The 14461-nt window shown below is 65.0% G+C and carries 17 protein-coding genes and 1 pseudogene; all 18 read left to right on the forward strand.

Translation table 11 applies throughout. The annotated features are described in order from the left end of the window. Window positions 1-6 precede the first annotated feature (6 nt). The 18 genes and pseudogenes from K5554_RS08605 (at window position 7) to K5554_RS08690 (ending at window position 14461) form a co-directional block, all read left to right on the forward strand. The gene (locus K5554_RS08605) at window positions 7-369 is read left to right on the forward strand and encodes a response regulator (RefSeq protein WP_221038104.1); all 363 of its coding nucleotides are present in this window, start codon (window positions 7-9) and stop codon (window positions 367-369) included. Window positions 370-380: 11 nt separating this feature from the next. After that, on the forward strand, window positions 381-959 hold the full coding sequence (locus tag K5554_RS08610; RefSeq protein WP_221038105.1) for a flagellar biosynthetic protein FliO: 579 nt from the start codon (window positions 381-383) through the stop codon (window positions 957-959). Between the two features lie 18 nt (window positions 960-977). Further along, window positions 978-1652: pseudogene (gene fliP, locus K5554_RS08615) on the forward strand (flagellar type III secretion system pore protein FliP); the annotation flags it as partial. Window positions 1653-1707: 55 nt separating this feature from the next. After that, complete coding sequence (gene fliQ / locus K5554_RS08620; protein WP_221038107.1) at window positions 1708-1977, forward strand: flagellar biosynthesis protein FliQ; 270 nt, start codon at window positions 1708-1710, stop codon at window positions 1975-1977. Window positions 1978-1981: 4 nt separating this feature from the next. After that, on the forward strand, window positions 1982-2767 hold the full coding sequence (gene fliR, locus K5554_RS08625) for a flagellar biosynthetic protein FliR (protein ID WP_221038108.1): 786 nt from the start codon (window positions 1982-1984) through the stop codon (window positions 2765-2767). Beyond that, complete coding sequence (flhB, locus tag K5554_RS08630; protein WP_221038109.1) at window positions 2733-3863, forward strand: flagellar biosynthesis protein FlhB; 1131 nt, start codon at window positions 2733-2735, stop codon at window positions 3861-3863. Before fliR ends, flhB begins: the two co-directional genes overlap by 35 nt. 17 nt (window positions 3864-3880) lie before the next feature. Beyond that, the gene (gene flhA, locus K5554_RS08635) at window positions 3881-5944 is read left to right on the forward strand and encodes a flagellar biosynthesis protein FlhA (protein ID WP_370636860.1); all 2064 of its coding nucleotides are present in this window, start codon (window positions 3881-3883) and stop codon (window positions 5942-5944) included. Continuing rightward, on the forward strand, window positions 5941-7041 hold the full coding sequence (gene flhF / locus K5554_RS08640; protein ID WP_221038110.1) for a flagellar biosynthesis protein FlhF: 1101 nt from the start codon (window positions 5941-5943) through the stop codon (window positions 7039-7041). Before flhA ends, flhF begins: the two co-directional genes overlap by 4 nt. Continuing rightward, window positions 7034-7891 (forward strand): MinD/ParA family protein, encoded by an 858-nt coding sequence (locus K5554_RS08645; protein WP_221038111.1) that lies wholly within the window; start codon window positions 7034-7036, stop codon window positions 7889-7891. The genes flhF and K5554_RS08645 overlap by 8 nt, the downstream gene beginning before the upstream one ends. Before the next feature lie 11 nt (window positions 7892-7902). Then, window positions 7903-8544, forward strand: coding sequence for a flagellar brake protein (locus K5554_RS08650; RefSeq protein ID WP_221038112.1), 642 nt, complete (start codon window positions 7903-7905; stop codon window positions 8542-8544). Next, complete coding sequence (locus tag K5554_RS08655) at window positions 8541-9122, forward strand: CheB methylesterase domain-containing protein (RefSeq protein ID WP_221038113.1); 582 nt, start codon at window positions 8541-8543, stop codon at window positions 9120-9122. The genes K5554_RS08650 and K5554_RS08655 overlap by 4 nt, the downstream gene beginning before the upstream one ends. A 60-nt stretch (window positions 9123-9182) precedes the next feature. Then, a complete protein-coding gene (locus K5554_RS08660) occupies window positions 9183-11204 on the forward strand; it encodes a chemotaxis protein CheA (protein WP_221038114.1) in 2022 nt (673 codons plus the stop codon). A 20-nt stretch (window positions 11205-11224) separates the two neighbouring features. After that, window positions 11225-11713: a chemotaxis protein CheW gene (locus K5554_RS08665; RefSeq protein WP_221038115.1), complete on the forward strand. Its 489-nt coding sequence runs from the start codon at window positions 11225-11227 to the stop codon at window positions 11711-11713. After that, window positions 11710-12318 (forward strand): chemotaxis protein CheC, encoded by a 609-nt coding sequence (locus K5554_RS08670; RefSeq protein ID WP_221038116.1) that lies wholly within the window; start codon window positions 11710-11712, stop codon window positions 12316-12318. Before K5554_RS08665 ends, K5554_RS08670 begins: the two co-directional genes overlap by 4 nt. A 2-nt stretch (window positions 12319-12320) precedes the next feature. Then, window positions 12321-12803, forward strand: a complete 483-nt coding sequence (locus tag K5554_RS08675) for a chemotaxis protein CheD (protein WP_221038117.1) — start codon at window positions 12321-12323, stop codon at window positions 12801-12803. A gap of 35 nt (window positions 12804-12838) precedes the next feature. Continuing rightward, complete coding sequence (locus K5554_RS08680) at window positions 12839-13645, forward strand: FliA/WhiG family RNA polymerase sigma factor (protein ID WP_221038118.1); 807 nt, start codon at window positions 12839-12841, stop codon at window positions 13643-13645. Between the two features lie 18 nt (window positions 13646-13663). Then, entirely contained in the window at window positions 13664-13966 is a 303-nt protein-coding gene (locus K5554_RS08685; protein ID WP_221038119.1) for a hypothetical protein, read from the forward strand. 36 nt (window positions 13967-14002) lie between these two features. Then, window positions 14003-14461 carry a hypothetical protein gene (locus K5554_RS08690; protein ID WP_221038120.1) on the forward strand — a complete coding sequence of 153 codons (459 nt, stop codon included), beginning with the start codon at window positions 14003-14005 and terminating at the stop codon, window positions 14459-14461.

Here is a 14461-nt window from a genome sequence, read left to right on the forward strand (position 1 = left end):
GTCGAAGTGGCAGCGCGAGTACTGATCGTCGACGACGCCGCCTTTATGCGGATGATGCTCCGGGATATTCTGACCAAGAACGGGTATGAGATAGCGGGGGAAGCCCCTAATGGTGCTGTGGGGGTGGAGAAGTACAAGGAAACACAACCCGACCTGGTAACCATGGACATCACCATGCCGGAGATGGACGGCATCACCGCCGTCAAGGAAATCAAGAAGCTGGACCCGCAGGCGCGGGTCATCATGTGCAGCGCCATGGGCCAGCAGGCCATGGTCATCGAGGCCATCCAGGCCGGGGCCAGGGATTTCATCGTCAAACCCTTCCAGCCCGAACGGGTGCTAGAAGCGGTGCGGAAAAACCTGAGCTAGGGGGTCGGGCCATGTCGCGCAGGCTCCTTGGCTGTGTCGTCTTCGGCCTCGTCATTTTGCTCGCGCTGGCGAACGCGGCCTCAGTCCAGGGTAAGGCGCCTGCTCCCGAGCCACCCGGGCAGGCCGGTGCGCCCTACGCCGAGGAAAAACCCGCACCCGTCGGCACCGAGACGGCGGCCGGCGGCGGGGGTTTCAACCCCACCCTGCTGGTACTGCGCATGCTGCTCGGCCTGGGCCTGGTGCTGGTGCTGCTTTTTGCGGCGGGGCGCCTCATCACGCGCCGCCTGGGCCTGCCGCGCGGGGCGGGACGCCACCTGGCGGTTCTTGACACCCTGCCCCTGGGACCGGGCAAGGGTATCCTGCTGGTGCGCGCCGGTAAAAGGCGTCTCATCATCGGCGTAACGGGAGAAAAAATCTCCTTCCTGCGCGAGGTCCGCGCCGAAGACCTGGCGGAAGATGAAGGAACGACGGATTTCCGCTTCGCCCTGAGCGGGGCGGTGGAAAGAGAAAGGCCGGCCGGGCCGAACCTATGGCAGGAAGCGGCGGCCGCCATCCGCCAGCAAGTCGAGCGCCTGCGCACCCGGCAGTAGGCTTAAGAGGGGGAAAAGATCATGCTGCCCCAGCTGCAACTCGGGGTGGGCGCGGCGCAAGGGCCGCAAGAAGTAGCGGTGAGCCTGCAACTCCTCTTTCTTCTCACGGTGCTTTCGCTGGCCCCTGCTATCTTAATTCTTACCACGTCCTTCACCCGTATCGTCGTCGTGCTGTCCTTCTTGCGCAGTGGTCTCGCCGCCCAGCAGGTCCCGCCCAACCAGGTGGTCATCGGGCTGGCCCTCTTCTTGACCTTTTTTGTCATGGCACCCTACTGGCAGCAGACCAATCAGGCGGCCCTGCAGCCCTACCTGGCGGGCCAAATAAGCGCCGCTCAAGCGCTGCAGCGCGGCGCCGAACCCATCCGGGCGTTTATGTTCAAGGAAACCCGGGAAAAGGACCTGGCGCTCTTTGTCAGCCTGGCCGGCTTGGCCCGGCCCCAAGGCCCGCAGGACATCCCAACCCATGTCCTTATCCCCGCCTTTGTGATCAGTGAACTGAAGACGGCCTTTGAGATTGGTTTCTTGATCTACCTGCCCTTTCTTATCATCGACATGGTGGTGGCCAGCACGCTGATGTCCATGGGGATGTTGATGCTGCCGCCGGTGATGATTTCCCTGCCCTTTAAGCTGCTCCTTTTTGTGCTGGTGGACGGCTGGCACCTGGTGGTGCAGGCCCTGCTGCAGAGCTTTTAGCCCGCTGGACCGGCGGCGGATGTCAAGGCAAAGTGTAAGGCAAAGAAGGGATAGAGTGAGCGAAGAGCTGGTGATAAGCTTGGGACGCGACGCGCTCCTGACCGCGCTCCTGGTGGCAGGCCCGCTTTTGGGGCTCAGCCTCTTGGTGGGCCTCGTGGTGAGCATCTTTCAGGCCACCACTCAGATTCAGGATCAGACGCTGGCCTTTGTACCGAAGATAGTAGCCGTTCTAATTGGTATCGTCGTCTTCGGTCCCTGGATGCTGCAGGTGCTCACCCAGTTCACCCTGCATCTTTTCGCCGCCCTGCCTACCTACCTGAGGTGAGCGCATGCTGGACCTCACTTACTGGTCGCAGGCCTACTTTTTGTTTCTCTTGCTTGTCGCCCGCCTGGGCGGGTTCTTAACGGCGGCCCCCTTCTTCGGGAGCCGTAATATCCAGCCGAGCCTGCGTTTTTTCCTGGCCCTCCTTTTGGCCTTAACATTTCTGCCCCTTTTTCCAGCCGCCGCCTACCGGCCACCGGAAGCGCTGCTGCCCTTGGCGCTGGTGCTGGTGCGGGAGCTGGTTTTGGGTGTGGTGCTGGGGTACGCGGCCGGGGTGATTTTATCCGCCTTTACCGTGGCCGGCCAGGTCCTGGACCTTGAGATCGGCTTCGGCATTGTCAATGTCTTCGACCCCCAGAGCGGCGTGCAGGCACCGCTTTTGGGGAACCTGCTTTACTTGATGGCCCTGGTTATTCTCCTCAGCAGCGACGGACACCACCTTCTCCTGCAGGGCCTGTGGACAAGCTGGCAGGCCGTCCCCCCGGGCGGTTTCTGGGGCAGGCCGGGACTGCTCTGGGAGGCGGTGCGCGCGACCATAGTGATGTTCATAGCCGGTATCGAAATCGCCGCCCCCGTCCTGGCCTCCATTTTCCTGGCCGATTTGGCCCTGGCTGTGGTAGCCCGCACCATGCCCCAGCTCAACATCTTTGTCGTCGGCCTGCCGCTTAAGTCCATCCTGGGCCTGGGGGTTCTGGCCCTTTCCCTGCCCGCCTTCGGTGTTCTCCTGCGCGCCCTGCTGACGGAGGTGCAAAACAGCTTTGCAGCTATTCTTGCCCTGCTCCCTCCCGCTTAAGTACGCTCCGCCCGGGCGCCGGCGCGGCTTTGACCTGCAGCTCTTCGCCGGTGAGGAGAAAACCCAGCCCGCCACCCCGCACCGGCGGCAGGAGGCGCGCCGCAAGGGCCAGGTTTTTCACAGCGTCGAGTTCAACGCCGCGGCCACCTTGCTGGCCGTCGGGCTCACGGTTTTCCTCGCTTTGCCCTTTTGGGGGTACGAGCTCTTGACCCTGAGCCGGGAGCTTTTCCTGCTGGCACCAGGGGATTTTACGCCGGCGGGGGTTTACAGCCTGGGCCTTTACCTTCTGGCCCACTTTGGGCTGCTGGTGGCGCCCGTCCTTGCGGCCGCCCTGGCCAGCGCCCTGCTGGCCGGCTATTTGCAGGTAGGGTTCATTTTCAGCCTCGAGCCGGTTGCACTGCGGCTGGACCGGCTCAACCCGGTAAGCGGTTTTCAGCGCCTCTTTTCGCGGCGCTCACTCACGACGCTGGTACGAAACCTGGCCAAGCTTCTGCTCGTGAGTTGGGTGGCGTTCAGCAGCCTCAGAGGCGCCTACACTTTCTTCCCGCAGCTGCCGCTCATGGGTCTGGAGGGCTTTCTCACCTTCTGCCGCTCCCTCACCTTCAGACTGCTCTGGCAGAGCGGTCTCGCCATCCTGGTTTTGGCCCTCTTGGACTATGCCTACCAGCGCTGGGAGTACGAGCAGAGCCTGCGCATGTCGCAGCAGGAGGTCAAAGAGGAATTAAAACAAAACGAGGGCAGCCCGGAGGTGCGCTCCCGGATACGAGAGCGCCAGCGCCAGCTGGCGCGGGCGCGCATGCTGCACCGCGTGCCCGAGGCGGACGTGGTGATCACCAACCCGACGCATTATGCCATTGCCTTAAAGTACGAGGCCGGCCGGATGGCGGCCCCGGAGGTGGTGGCCAAAGGGGCGGGCCGGGTGGCGGAACGCATCAAGCGCATTGCCTGGGAACACGGCGTAAGCGTGGTTGAGAACAAACCCCTGGCTCAGGCCCTCTACCGGGCGGTGGAAGTGGGCGAGAGCATTCCGGCCGCATTTTACCGGGCGGTGGCGGAGGTCCTGGCTTACGTTTACCGGCAGAAAGGTTTGCTTTAAAGCAGGAGGTAAGGAGCGTGCCCCAACTGGAAAGTGCAGCGCCGGCGCGCGAGATAAAATTCGGCGACCTAGGAGTAAGCATCGCCGTGGTGGCTGTGGTGGGCATGCTGATCATCCCGCTGCCCACCTGGCTGCTTGACCTTTTCCTCACCTTTAATATTACCTTTGCCCTGACGGTCCTTTTGGTGACGATGTATGTGCGCCGGCCGCTGGAGATAGCGGTTTTCCCCTCCCTGCTCCTTATCGCCACCCTCTTCCGGCTGGCCCTTAACGTCTCTTCAACCCGGCTCATTCTGCTCCAGGGCTACGCCGGTCAGGTCATCCAGGCCTTCGGGCAGTTCGTGGTGGGCGGCAATCCGGTGGTGGGTTTCATCGTCTTTCTGATCCTCGTGGTTATCCAGTTTATTGTCATCACCCGCGGCGCGGAGCGCGTGGCCGAGGTGGCGGCCCGTTTCACCTTGGACGCGATGCCGGGCAAACAGATGAGCATCGACGCCGATCTAAACGCCGGTATCATCACCGAGGATGAGGCCCGGGCGCGCCGGCAGGAGGTCCGGCGGGAAGCCGACTTTTACGGCGCGATGGATGGTGCCAGCAAATTCGTCAAAGGTGATGCCATCGCCGGCATTATTATCACCCTGGTCAACATCCTGGGCGGCTTTGTCATCGGCGCCCTGCAGGGAAACATGTCCCTTACCGAAGTCCTGGCCCGCTACACGCTGCTCACCGTGGGCGACGGGCTGGTCAGCCAGTTGCCGGCGCTTCTTATTTCCACGGCGACGGGCATCATCGTTACCCGGGCCGCCTCGGAAGGAAACCTGGGGCAAGACCTTACCGCCCAGGTCTTCGGCGAGCCCAGGGTGCTTGGGGTGGCGGCGGGTCTCTTGGCGGTCCTCGGGCTGGTCCCCGGCCTGCCCCACGTGGCCTTTTTTGTCCTGGCGGCCCTGTTCGCCTTTTTGGCGGCACGCCTTGGCAGCGCGCCGGCGGAAGTGCCGCAGGCGGCTCCGGCCCGGGCGGGCGAGCTGGAAGAGCTGCGCCGGCCGGAGGCGGTGGCGGCGCTCCTGCCCGTTGATCCGCTCGAGGTGGATTTGGGTTACGGCCTCATCAGCCTGGCCGACGCCGGGCAGGGCGGCGACCTCTTGGACCGCGTGGTGCTGCTCCGACGGCAGCTGGCTCTGGAGCTGGGGCTTTTGGTACCCACCGTGCGCATCCGCGACAGCATAACGCTGCCGCCGAACACGTACGTTGTGCTCCTGAAGGGGGTGGAGGTGGCGCGCGGAGAAGTCGTGCCCGGCCACTTCCTGGCCATGGGTGAAGCCAGGGACGGGCACGGCCCCGGGCAGCCCACCCGGGAGCCGGCTTTTGGGCTGCCGGCGTGGTGGGTCACGGCGGCGGAAAAAGAAAGAGCCGAACGAGACGGGTTTACCGTGGTGGATCCAGCCACGGTCATCGCCACCCACCTGACCGAGGTGATCAAGGCGCATGCCGATGAGCTCCTCGGGCGCCAGCAGCTGGAGGTTATGCTGGACACGCTCCGCAAGGAAAACGCCGTGCTGGTGAACGAGGTGGTCCCCGGCGTCATTTCCGCGCTGGATCTAAAGAAGATCCTCGGCAACCTCCTGCACGAAGGGGTCTCCATCCGCGATCTGGCCACCATCCTGGAGACGGTGGGCAACTTCGGGCGGCTGACCAAGGACACCGACACCCTTACCGAGTATGTGCGGCAGGCCTTAGGCCGCCAGATTTCACGCCAGCTCTGCCCGGAAGGCGGCCCGCTGGTGGCCCTGACCTTGGACCGCGAAGTGGAAGAGGCTGTTGAGAAAGGGCTGCAGCGCACTGAGCAGGGGACCTACCTGGCCCTGGAACCGGCCGAAGTGGAGCGCATCCTGGCCGCGCTGCGAGCGCAGCTGAAGCACCTACCGCCGGGCCGTGGCCAACCGGTGGTGCTGTGTTCGCCCCTGGTGCGCTTTTACTTCAAGCGGCTCACCGAGCGGCTGCTGCCGCGCCTGAGCGTACTCTCATACAACGAACTCGACCCCAGTATTGAGGTGGAAGTTGTGGGGAAGGTGGGGCTGAAGTGAGGATTCGGCGCTACGTAGCGACCTCATTACCGGAGGCCGTGGCCCAGGTGCGCAAAGACCTGGGCCCGGAAGCGATGATTCTGGAGGTGCGGCGGGTGCGCGCCCCCGGGCTGAGGGGCTGGTTCGGGCGGCGGCGTGTGGAGGTGACCGCCGTTGCCGCGGAGCGTCCCTCCCCGGCGCCTGTGGCCGGTGGGTCTTTGAGCGCGGCTGCCCCACCGGCGGCCGCTCCTGCGCACCCGCCCGCCCAGCGCGCAGCGCCTATAACAGCGGCTCCACCGGAAGAGCTTTTACCGGAGCGCTGGCGGCGGGCTTCCTCCCTGGCGCGTGAGCAGGTGGAGCGTTTAGTGGAACAGGGGGTGCGCTTAGCGCTGGCGCGCACCTTGGTAGAGCGGGCGCTGGCAGAGCTGCCGGAGGGAGAGCTGGGCGACGGCCAGGCCCTGAGCGCCGGCGTGCGCCGGGAGATACTGCGGCTTTTTCCCGCCCGGCCGGCCGATCCCCTGGCGGGGCGTATCTTCGCCTTTGTCGGCCCCACAGGGGTGGGTAAAACCACCACCATCGCCAAGCTGGCGGCCGTTTACAGCCTGCAGAAGGCCAAACGGGTGGCCCTGGTCACGGCGGATACGTACCGAATCGCAGCGGTGGAGCAATTGAAGCGCTACGCTGAGATCTTGCGCCTGCCGCTGGAGGTTGTCTTCACTCCGGAGGACCTGCCGGCGGCCCTTGCACGGCAAAAGGAAGCCGACCTCATCTTGGTGGACACAGCCGGGCGGAGTCCGGCCCAGGGCATGCACCTGGCGGAGCTGCGCAGCTTTCTGGCCCGCTGCCCCGAGGTCCAGACGGTGCTCGTGCTGAGTGCCACCACCAAGTCCGCCGACCTGGACCAGGTTTTTGAACGCTTCTCAGCCCTGGCGCCGGACCAGCTGGTGTTTACAAAGCTGGACGAAACGACGAGCGCGGGCTCCCTGCTGAACCTGGTAGAACGGGCCCGGATGCCGGTAGGCTATCTCACCAACGGGCAAAACGTGCCCGACGACCTGGAACTGGCCCGCCCTGAACGCCTGGCTGAGCTGATTTTGGGGGGTAACAGCCGTGCCTGATCAGGCGGAGCGCTTGCGTGAGCTTGTCAAAGAGTGGGGCCGGCGCCAGAAGCAGCGGCTCAGCCGCACCATCGCCGTAACGAGCGGCAAGGGGGGCGTGGGAAAAACCAACTTTACCGTTAACCTGGGGCTGGCCCTCAAAGAGCAGGGCTGGACGGTAACCGTGTTTGATGCCGACTTGGGGCTGGCCAACGTGGACGTGGTGCTGGGATTTACGCCGTCCTACACCCTGGCGCACGTAGCCCGCCGCGAGAAAACCTTCGCGGAGGTTGTCTGCACAGCCCATGACCTGCAGGTGGTGGCCGGCGGCAGCGGTATCGAGGAACTGGCCGAGCTGCCAGAGGGCGAGCTGACGCGTCTGGTACAGGAAGCCACCCACCTCGCCAGCGATTTCTTCCTGATCGACACCGGGGCGGGTATTGCGCGTCCGGTAATCAACCTGGCCCTGGCGGCGCAGGAGGTGGTGGTGGTGACCACTCCGGAACCCACCGCCCTCACGGATGCCTACGCCCTCATCAAGGTTCTCCACCGGCGCAACCCGGAGGTGGTGCTTCATCTCGTGGTCAACCGGGCGCAAAGCCTGGCGGAAGGGGAACAGGTGGCCGCGAACCTCAGGCGCGTGGCGGCGGAGTTTCTCGATGCCCGCCTCAACTACCTGGGGGCGATCCCCGAGGACGGTGCGGTGCGCGCTGCCGTGGCCCGGCAGGAACCGCTGCTGACCTTTCGTCCCGAGGCCCCGGCGGCGCGCCAGCTGCGGCGCATTGCGGCCAACCTCTCGGGCGAAACGGTGTCCGTGGCCGGCGATGGTGTGCGCGGTTTTCTCGGACGGTTGCGCCTTTTCTTCCGCTAGGAGGTTTAGTAATGACGACGCTTGCGCCCAATCAGAAGGTGGAAATCGAAAAGGTCGTCAGTGAACGGCGCCAACTTTACCCCTCGTATATCGTGGATGTCGGCGAGGAAACGGTGACCCTGGCGGCACCGCTTACGCACGGCCGCTTCGTCTTTTTCGCTCCAGGGGAGACCCTGCGCCTCTACGCCGGTACGACTGTCTTTGGCTGTGCCGTGGTGGGGCGAGAATTCGTACCTCATCCCCTGCTGATCGTCACCCGGCCGGAAGTGCTGGGGAAAATGCAGCGCCGCAGCTTTATCCGCCTGGAGGTGAGCCTGCCGGTGACGGTGCGCGTCCTGGATGTGAAGGAAGGGGTGCCGCCCCAGGTGCGGGAAGAGGTGAAGGCCGTAACGGTGGACCTGAGCGCCGGCGGGGTCTTGCTGGCCTTTCCGCATGAGCTGGCGCGGGATACCTGGGTGGAGCTGGATCTTTTCCTGGCGGCGGAGAAGCTCACCCTGCGGGGCAGGGTCCGGCGCGTTGCCCCGGCGGCGGGCAGGGGAGAGCCGGCACGCCTGGGTGTGGAATTTGTGGAGCCACATCCGCGGCAACAAGACAAGATTGTCAAGTTCATCTTTGAACGCCAGCGGGAACTGCGGCAGAAAGGGCTCTTATGAAAGTAGTGGCACTGGCGGCATCCACGGGCGGGCCCCAGGCCCTGACCCGGCTTTTCCAGCTTCTGCCGGCGGATCTCCCCGCCGCCTTTCTGGTGGTTCAACACCTGCCGCCGTCCTTCGTGGCTCCCTTTGCCCAGCGTCTGGCGGCGCTGACTCCCTGGCGAGTCCAGGTGGCGCAGGACGGCGAGAACCTGGCCCCGGGCGTGGTTTTGGTGGCACCGGCCGGGACCCATCTCCGGGTGCTGGGTACGGGCCCACCCCCGGCGGGCTGGCGGGTGGCGTTGAGCCATGAACCGCCGCTCGGCGGGCACCGACCGTCAGCGGATCCCCTGTTTGCTTCTGTGGCTGCGGCCTGCGGCCCCTTAGGCATCGGCGTAATCCTCACGGGGATGGGCAGCGACGGCGCGGAAGGCCTGCTCAAGCTGCGGCGCGCCGGCGGGGTTACCCTGGGTGAAGCTGAAGCCAGCTGCGTCGTTTTCGGCATGCCCCGAGCGGCGTGGGAAAAGGGGGCGGTGACCCGGCTGCTGCCACTACCGGAGCTGGCGACGGCCGTTGCGGCGGCGGTGCTCTCCCCATAGTCCACATCGCAGGCCGCCTTCCTATAAAGGCACAAGATGTCTGACAAAGAGGTGAAAGAGATGACCAATGATTCAGCTCGCTACCGGGAAGTCTTTTTCGCAGAGTCCCAGGAACACCTGCAGGAACTCAACGACGGTCTCTTGACACTGGAAAAGGACCCGGCGGCGGAAGAGGCCATTAACACTGTGTTTCGCGCGGCGCATACGATCAAAGGTATGGCCGCCACCATGGGGTTCCAAACCATTACTACCCTAACGCACCGGCTGGAGGACGTACTGGACCGCCTGCGCAGCCATGTGCTCAGCCTGACGCCGGAGCTGTCCGACCTGCTCTTTCAAGCGGTGGACAGGTTGGAAGGCTTCCTCAGCGATGCGCAGGCCGGCGATGAACCGCCGCTGTCCGCCCTGGAGGACATCCTGCCGGAGCTCACCCGCTGGGCGGGGAGGGAGGAGAAGCCGGCCGCCCCGGGCGCACCCGCGGCGGCGGCACCCGGCGACGGCGCCTTGAGCCCTTACGAGGCCCATGCCATCGCGGAGGGCAGCCGCCAGGGCTTTCAGGCCTTCTTCGTGACCGTGCGCCTGGCACCGGATTGCTTAATGAAGGGGGTCAGGGCCTTCCTGGTCTTTCAGAAACTGGAAGGCAGGGGCGAGGTGCTGCGGGCGGAACCGCCGGTAGAGGACCTGGAAGAGGAAAAGTTCGCCGACAGTTTCCGTCTGCTCTTTTTAACCCGGGAAAAAGCCGTGACCTTAAAGGCGCTTCTTGCCGGGATCAGCGATGTGGCGGCGGTGGAGGTTACCCCGGTGACGGGGCAGGCGCCGGCGGCCGCGAGCGCCGCTTCTCCCCCGAAGCGCGCGGGCCACGGCGCGGGCGGCGAAGAAAAGCCGCGTCATCTCAGTACCCAGACCGTGCGCATCGACATCCGCCGCCTGGACAACCTGATGAACCTGGTGGGCGAACTGGTGATCACCAAAACCCGGCTCGAACAGTTGCTGCTCACGGCTTCTTCCCCGGACCTGGAGGAGACCATGAAGTCGCTCACGCGGGTGGCCGGGGGCCTACAGGATGCGGTGATGAAGGCACGCATGGTGCCCCTGGACCAGGTCTTCAGCCGCTTCCCACGCATGGTGCGGGACCTGGCGCGGGAGCTGGGCCGCGAGGTGGAGTTTGCCATCGAGGGTGAGGACACGGAGCTCGACCGGAGCGTCATCGACGAGATCGGCGACCCACTGGTTCACCTCCTGCGCAATGCCGTGGACCACGGCGTCGAGCCGCCGGCCGACCGCAGGCAGCGGGGGAAGGAACCCACCGGCCACGTGCGCCTGAGCGCCTGTTACGAGGGCAACCATGTGCTGATCGCCGTGGAGGATGACGGTGAGGGCATCAACCGGGAGGCGGTTGTGAAGAAGGCCGCGGAGCGCGGCCTGATCTCGGCGAAGGAGGCCCAGGAGCTGAGCGAAGAAGAAGTCTACCGGCTGCTCTTCTTACCGGGCTTCTCCACGGCGGCCAAGGTGACAGACGTCTCGGGGCGCGGTGTAGGCCTGGACGTGGTGCAGAACAAGATCGAGTCCCTGGGCGGCAGCGTGGAGGTCACCAGCCGGCTGGGTGAAGGCACCCGCTTTGCCATCCGGCTGCCGCTTACCCTGGCCATCATCCAGGCTCTGCTGGTAAGCCTGGGCAGCGAGACCTACGCCATTCCCCTGGAGAGCGTGGAAGAGATTCAGGTGATCCGGCGGGGGGCCGTCAAGAGGGTGCGGGGGCGCGAAGTGATCCTGTTGCGCGGCGAAGTTGTACCCCTGGTGTACCTGGATGCCTTGCTGGGGGTGTCGGGTGCGGCCGCCCCGGGGGACGAGGTATCCATCGTCGTGGTGCGCGGCAGCAGCAGCCGGGCGGGCCTTGTGGTGAGCGGCTTGGTGGGACAGCGCGAGATAGTCATTAAATCCTTGGGCCGCTTCTTAGGCAACATACCCGGCATAGGCGGGGCGACAATCCTCGGTGATGGCCGCGTGGCGCTTATCCTGGATACCGGCGGAGTACTGGCCCTGGCGGAAGGCCGCAACGATAAGCGGCGGTTGGCTTCCTAACGGCGAAGGGAGGAGAAAGCATGCAAAGCAAAGAACGGCAGCTTGTTGTTTTCACCTTGGGGCAGGAGGAGTACGGGGTTGACATCCTTGAGGTGCAGGAGATTAAACGACTGACGGAGATAACCCGGGTGCCGAATGCCCCCGCCTTCGTAGAGGGTGTCATCAACCTTAGGGGTAACGTGATTCCGGTGATCGATCTGCACAAACGCTTCGGGCTGGGTGCTTTCAAGCCCACCGAAGAAAGCCGTATTGTCATCGTGACAGTGCGCGATCTCACGCTGGGCATCATGGTGGACTCTGTGTCCGAGGTACTGACCCTGGAAGAGGCGGCCATCGCCCCGCCGCCGCCCCTGGTGGCCGGCATCGAGGCCACCTTCCTTCAGGGCATCGGAAAGCTCGACAACCGCCTGCTCATCCTGCTTAACATGGACCGAATCCTGGGGCTGGAAGAAGTCGCGGCCGCCCGCGAGGTAAAGGAGCAGGCGACGGAGGCGGGTGCTGGCCAGTGACGGAAGGCTGGTCGGAGCTCTACTACGACGTGCTGCGCGAGGTGGGCAACATTGGGGCGGGCAACGCGGCCACCGCTTTGGCCCAGCTGGTGGGACGGCCCATTAAGATGGAGGTGCCCTCGGTGCTCTGGGTCCCGCTGGGGGAGGTGGCAGCACGGCTCGGGGGCGCCGAGAAAGCGGTGGCCGGGATCCTCCTGGGGGTGGAGGGCGAGGCGCCGGCCAGTATCCTCTTTGCCCTGCCGCTGGAGCAGGCCCATGTTCTCCTGGACATCGTTTTAGGCCGTGCGGTTGGCACCACACAGGCCCTGGACGAACTGGAGCGCTCCGCCCTGCAAGAAATCGGCAACATCCTGGCCGGCTCCTACCTTAACTCCCTCAGCACCTTCACGCACCTAAACTTCCGGCCGACGGTGCCGGCCTTGGCCGTGGACATGGCCGGGGCCGTACTGGATTACGTGCTGGCCGAGTTCGGCCAAATGGCCGACCAGGTACTGCTCATCGAAACCGAGTTTCAGGCGGCCAGCCAGGAGGTAACCGGCTATTTCTTCCTGGTTCCCCAACCTTTGTCGCTCGGCGTCATCTTCCAGGCACTGGGGGTGGCTTAAGGTTGAGGGAAGTACGCCGGGTGGGGATGGCAGACCTGGCGGTGGGGAAAAGCCCGGTGGTACTCATGACCATCGGTTTGGGCTCGTGCGTCGGCGTGGCGCTTTATGACCCCCGGGCGCGCATCGGCGGGCTGGCCCACATCATGCTGCCGCAGGCCGATGGCGCAGCCGTGTCCAATCCGGCCAAGTTTGCCGATACCGCTCTACCCCTATTAGTGCGCAACCTGGAAGCCCTGGGGGCTGTGGCCGGGCGTTTAACCGCCAAGGTAGCCGGCGGGGCGCAGATGTTTCAGCTGGCCCGGCCCACGGAGACGATGCGCATCGGCGAACGCAACACGGCGGCGGTACTGGCGTGGCTGCGGGCGGCCGGCATCCCCCTCTTGGCCCAGGACACGGGGGGCAACTGGGGCCGTACCGTGGAGCTCGACACGGAAACCGGGGAACTACTGGTGCGGACCATCACCCACGGGGAAAAGACGCTGTAAGCGCGGGGCGCGTCACCGGAAAGGGAGTGACGCTGGTGGACCACGAGGACCTTTGGCGGCGTTATAAAGAGAACAAGGATCATGCGGCTTGGGAGGCCTTGGTGGAGCTTTACGCACCGCTGGTCAAGCATGTGGCCGCCCGGTTGCGGCTTGTCCTGCCGGCGCACGTGGAGTTCGAAGACCTGCTGGGAAGCGGTGTCTTTGGGCTGCTCTCCGCCCTGGAACGCTTTGAGCCCGAGCGGGGCATTAAGTTTGAAACCTTTGCCACAACCCGTATCCGAGGGGCGATTCTCGACAGCCTCCGGGCGGCGGATTGGGCGCCCCGTTCCATCCGCCAGCGCGAGCGACGCCTGGCTCAGGCTTACGCCAAGCTGGAACGGCGGCTGGGCCGCCCGGCCTCGGCGCGGGAGGTGTGCCAGGAACTGGGTTTAACTTTAAAGGAGCTTAAGACACTGGAGCGCGAGGTGAGCCAGGCCGCACTTTTGTCCCTGGACGCTGCTTTAAAGGGGCCGGAAGAAGGCGAAACCGTCGCCTTGGGCGCTAAGATCGCCGCCGAGCAGGGTGATCCGCTAATGGCTTTGGAACAGGAGGAGAAGAAACGGCTCCTGGCGGAGGCCGTCAGCGGGCTGCCGGAGAAGGAACGGCTGGTGGTGACGTTGTATTACTATGAAGACCTTAACATCAAGGAGATTGCCCAGCTTCTCAAGGTGACCGAGTCCCGGATCTCACAGCTGCACTCCCGGGCGGTGATCCGGCTGCGCAGCAAGCTCAGCAATTACACCGAAGAACTGGAGCTCGGCCTGCGCGCCCGGCCGGCGCGGGCGGCGGGCGAACGGAACTGAGGAGGTGTGCGGGCTGCCATGAAAGGGGTGGAGCTGCAGGTTTTGGTGCCGCGGCTGGAGGATGTAAGCCGGATCCAGCGGCGCGGCGATGAAGGAGCGGCGCAGGAGCGCTTCTCCGCCCAGCTCAACCAGCAGGTGGAAGAGCGCCGGCAAACCGTCCCCGAAACGGCAAAGACGGCCCAAGAACGGGTTTCCGACTCTACCCCGCGGGAAAGACGGCAGCAGCAGCCGGAAAGCCGAGCAGACAAACGCAGGCGGCCCCCGAAAGAAGAGGCCGAAACGCCGTCCGAACGGGGCCGGCGCCTGGATGTACGCGTTTAAGACGGGGACGGTGCAGCGAGGGAAGGAGGCGGCGCTGTGCAAGAAGTAGCGGTGCTCTTCGGGGCTGCAGTGGCCGGGTACGTCGGCGGCTGGTTGGCGTGGCATAAGACCCGGCGCCGCAATGAGCAAGAACTTAAGGAGGCGGTAGCGGCGCTGCTCTCTGAACTCACCCTTGCCGCGGCTCAAGCGACGGAACGGGTAAGCCGTGAACGCGCCAAACTGGAGGAGCTGCTGGCGGCCGCTTCCGGTGCGGCGCCCAACGGTGGAGCACCGGGGGCGGGCGGGGAGCGGGCTGCGGCCGCCGCGACCAGCCCGAAAGAGGTGGAAGAACAAAGCTTACCTGACCCGGTGCAGGCCAAGGTACTGGCCCTGGCCGCCCGCGGGCGGGAGCCTGTGGCGATAGCGCAGGAGCTGGGGCTGGGCCGCGGCGAGGTGGAATTAATACTGAACCTCAAAACCCTGGGCAGCTCCGGTAGCAGTAAAACCCCGGCCTAA

The sequence above is a fragment of the Gelria sp. Kuro-4 genome, assembly GCF_019668485.1.
Lineage (GTDB): Bacteria > Bacillota > DTU030 > DUMP01 > DUMP01 > DUMP01.

Bases quoted from the DNA above. Each gene is read 5' to 3' on its own strand.
- K5554_RS08610 (WP_221038105.1), top strand. From the start codon at position 381: ATGTCGCGCAGGCTCCTTGGCTGTGTCGTCTTCGGCCTCGTCATTTTG.
- fliR (WP_221038108.1), top strand. From the start codon at position 1,982: ATGCTGGACCTCACTTACTGGTCGCAGGCCTACTTTTTGTTTCTCTTG.
- K5554_RS08650 (WP_221038112.1), top strand. From the start codon at position 7,903: ATGACGACGCTTGCGCCCAATCAGAAGGTGGAAATCGAAAAGGTCGTC.
- K5554_RS08655 (WP_221038113.1), top strand. From the start codon at position 8,541: ATGAAAGTAGTGGCACTGGCGGCATCCACGGGCGGGCCCCAGGCCCTG.
- K5554_RS08660 (WP_221038114.1), top strand. From the start codon at position 9,183: ATGACCAATGATTCAGCTCGCTACCGGGAAGTCTTTTTCGCAGAGTCC.
- K5554_RS08665 (WP_221038115.1), top strand. From the start codon at position 11,225: ATGCAAAGCAAAGAACGGCAGCTTGTTGTTTTCACCTTGGGGCAGGAG.
- K5554_RS08685 (WP_221038119.1), top strand. From the start codon at position 13,664: ATGAAAGGGGTGGAGCTGCAGGTTTTGGTGCCGCGGCTGGAGGATGTA.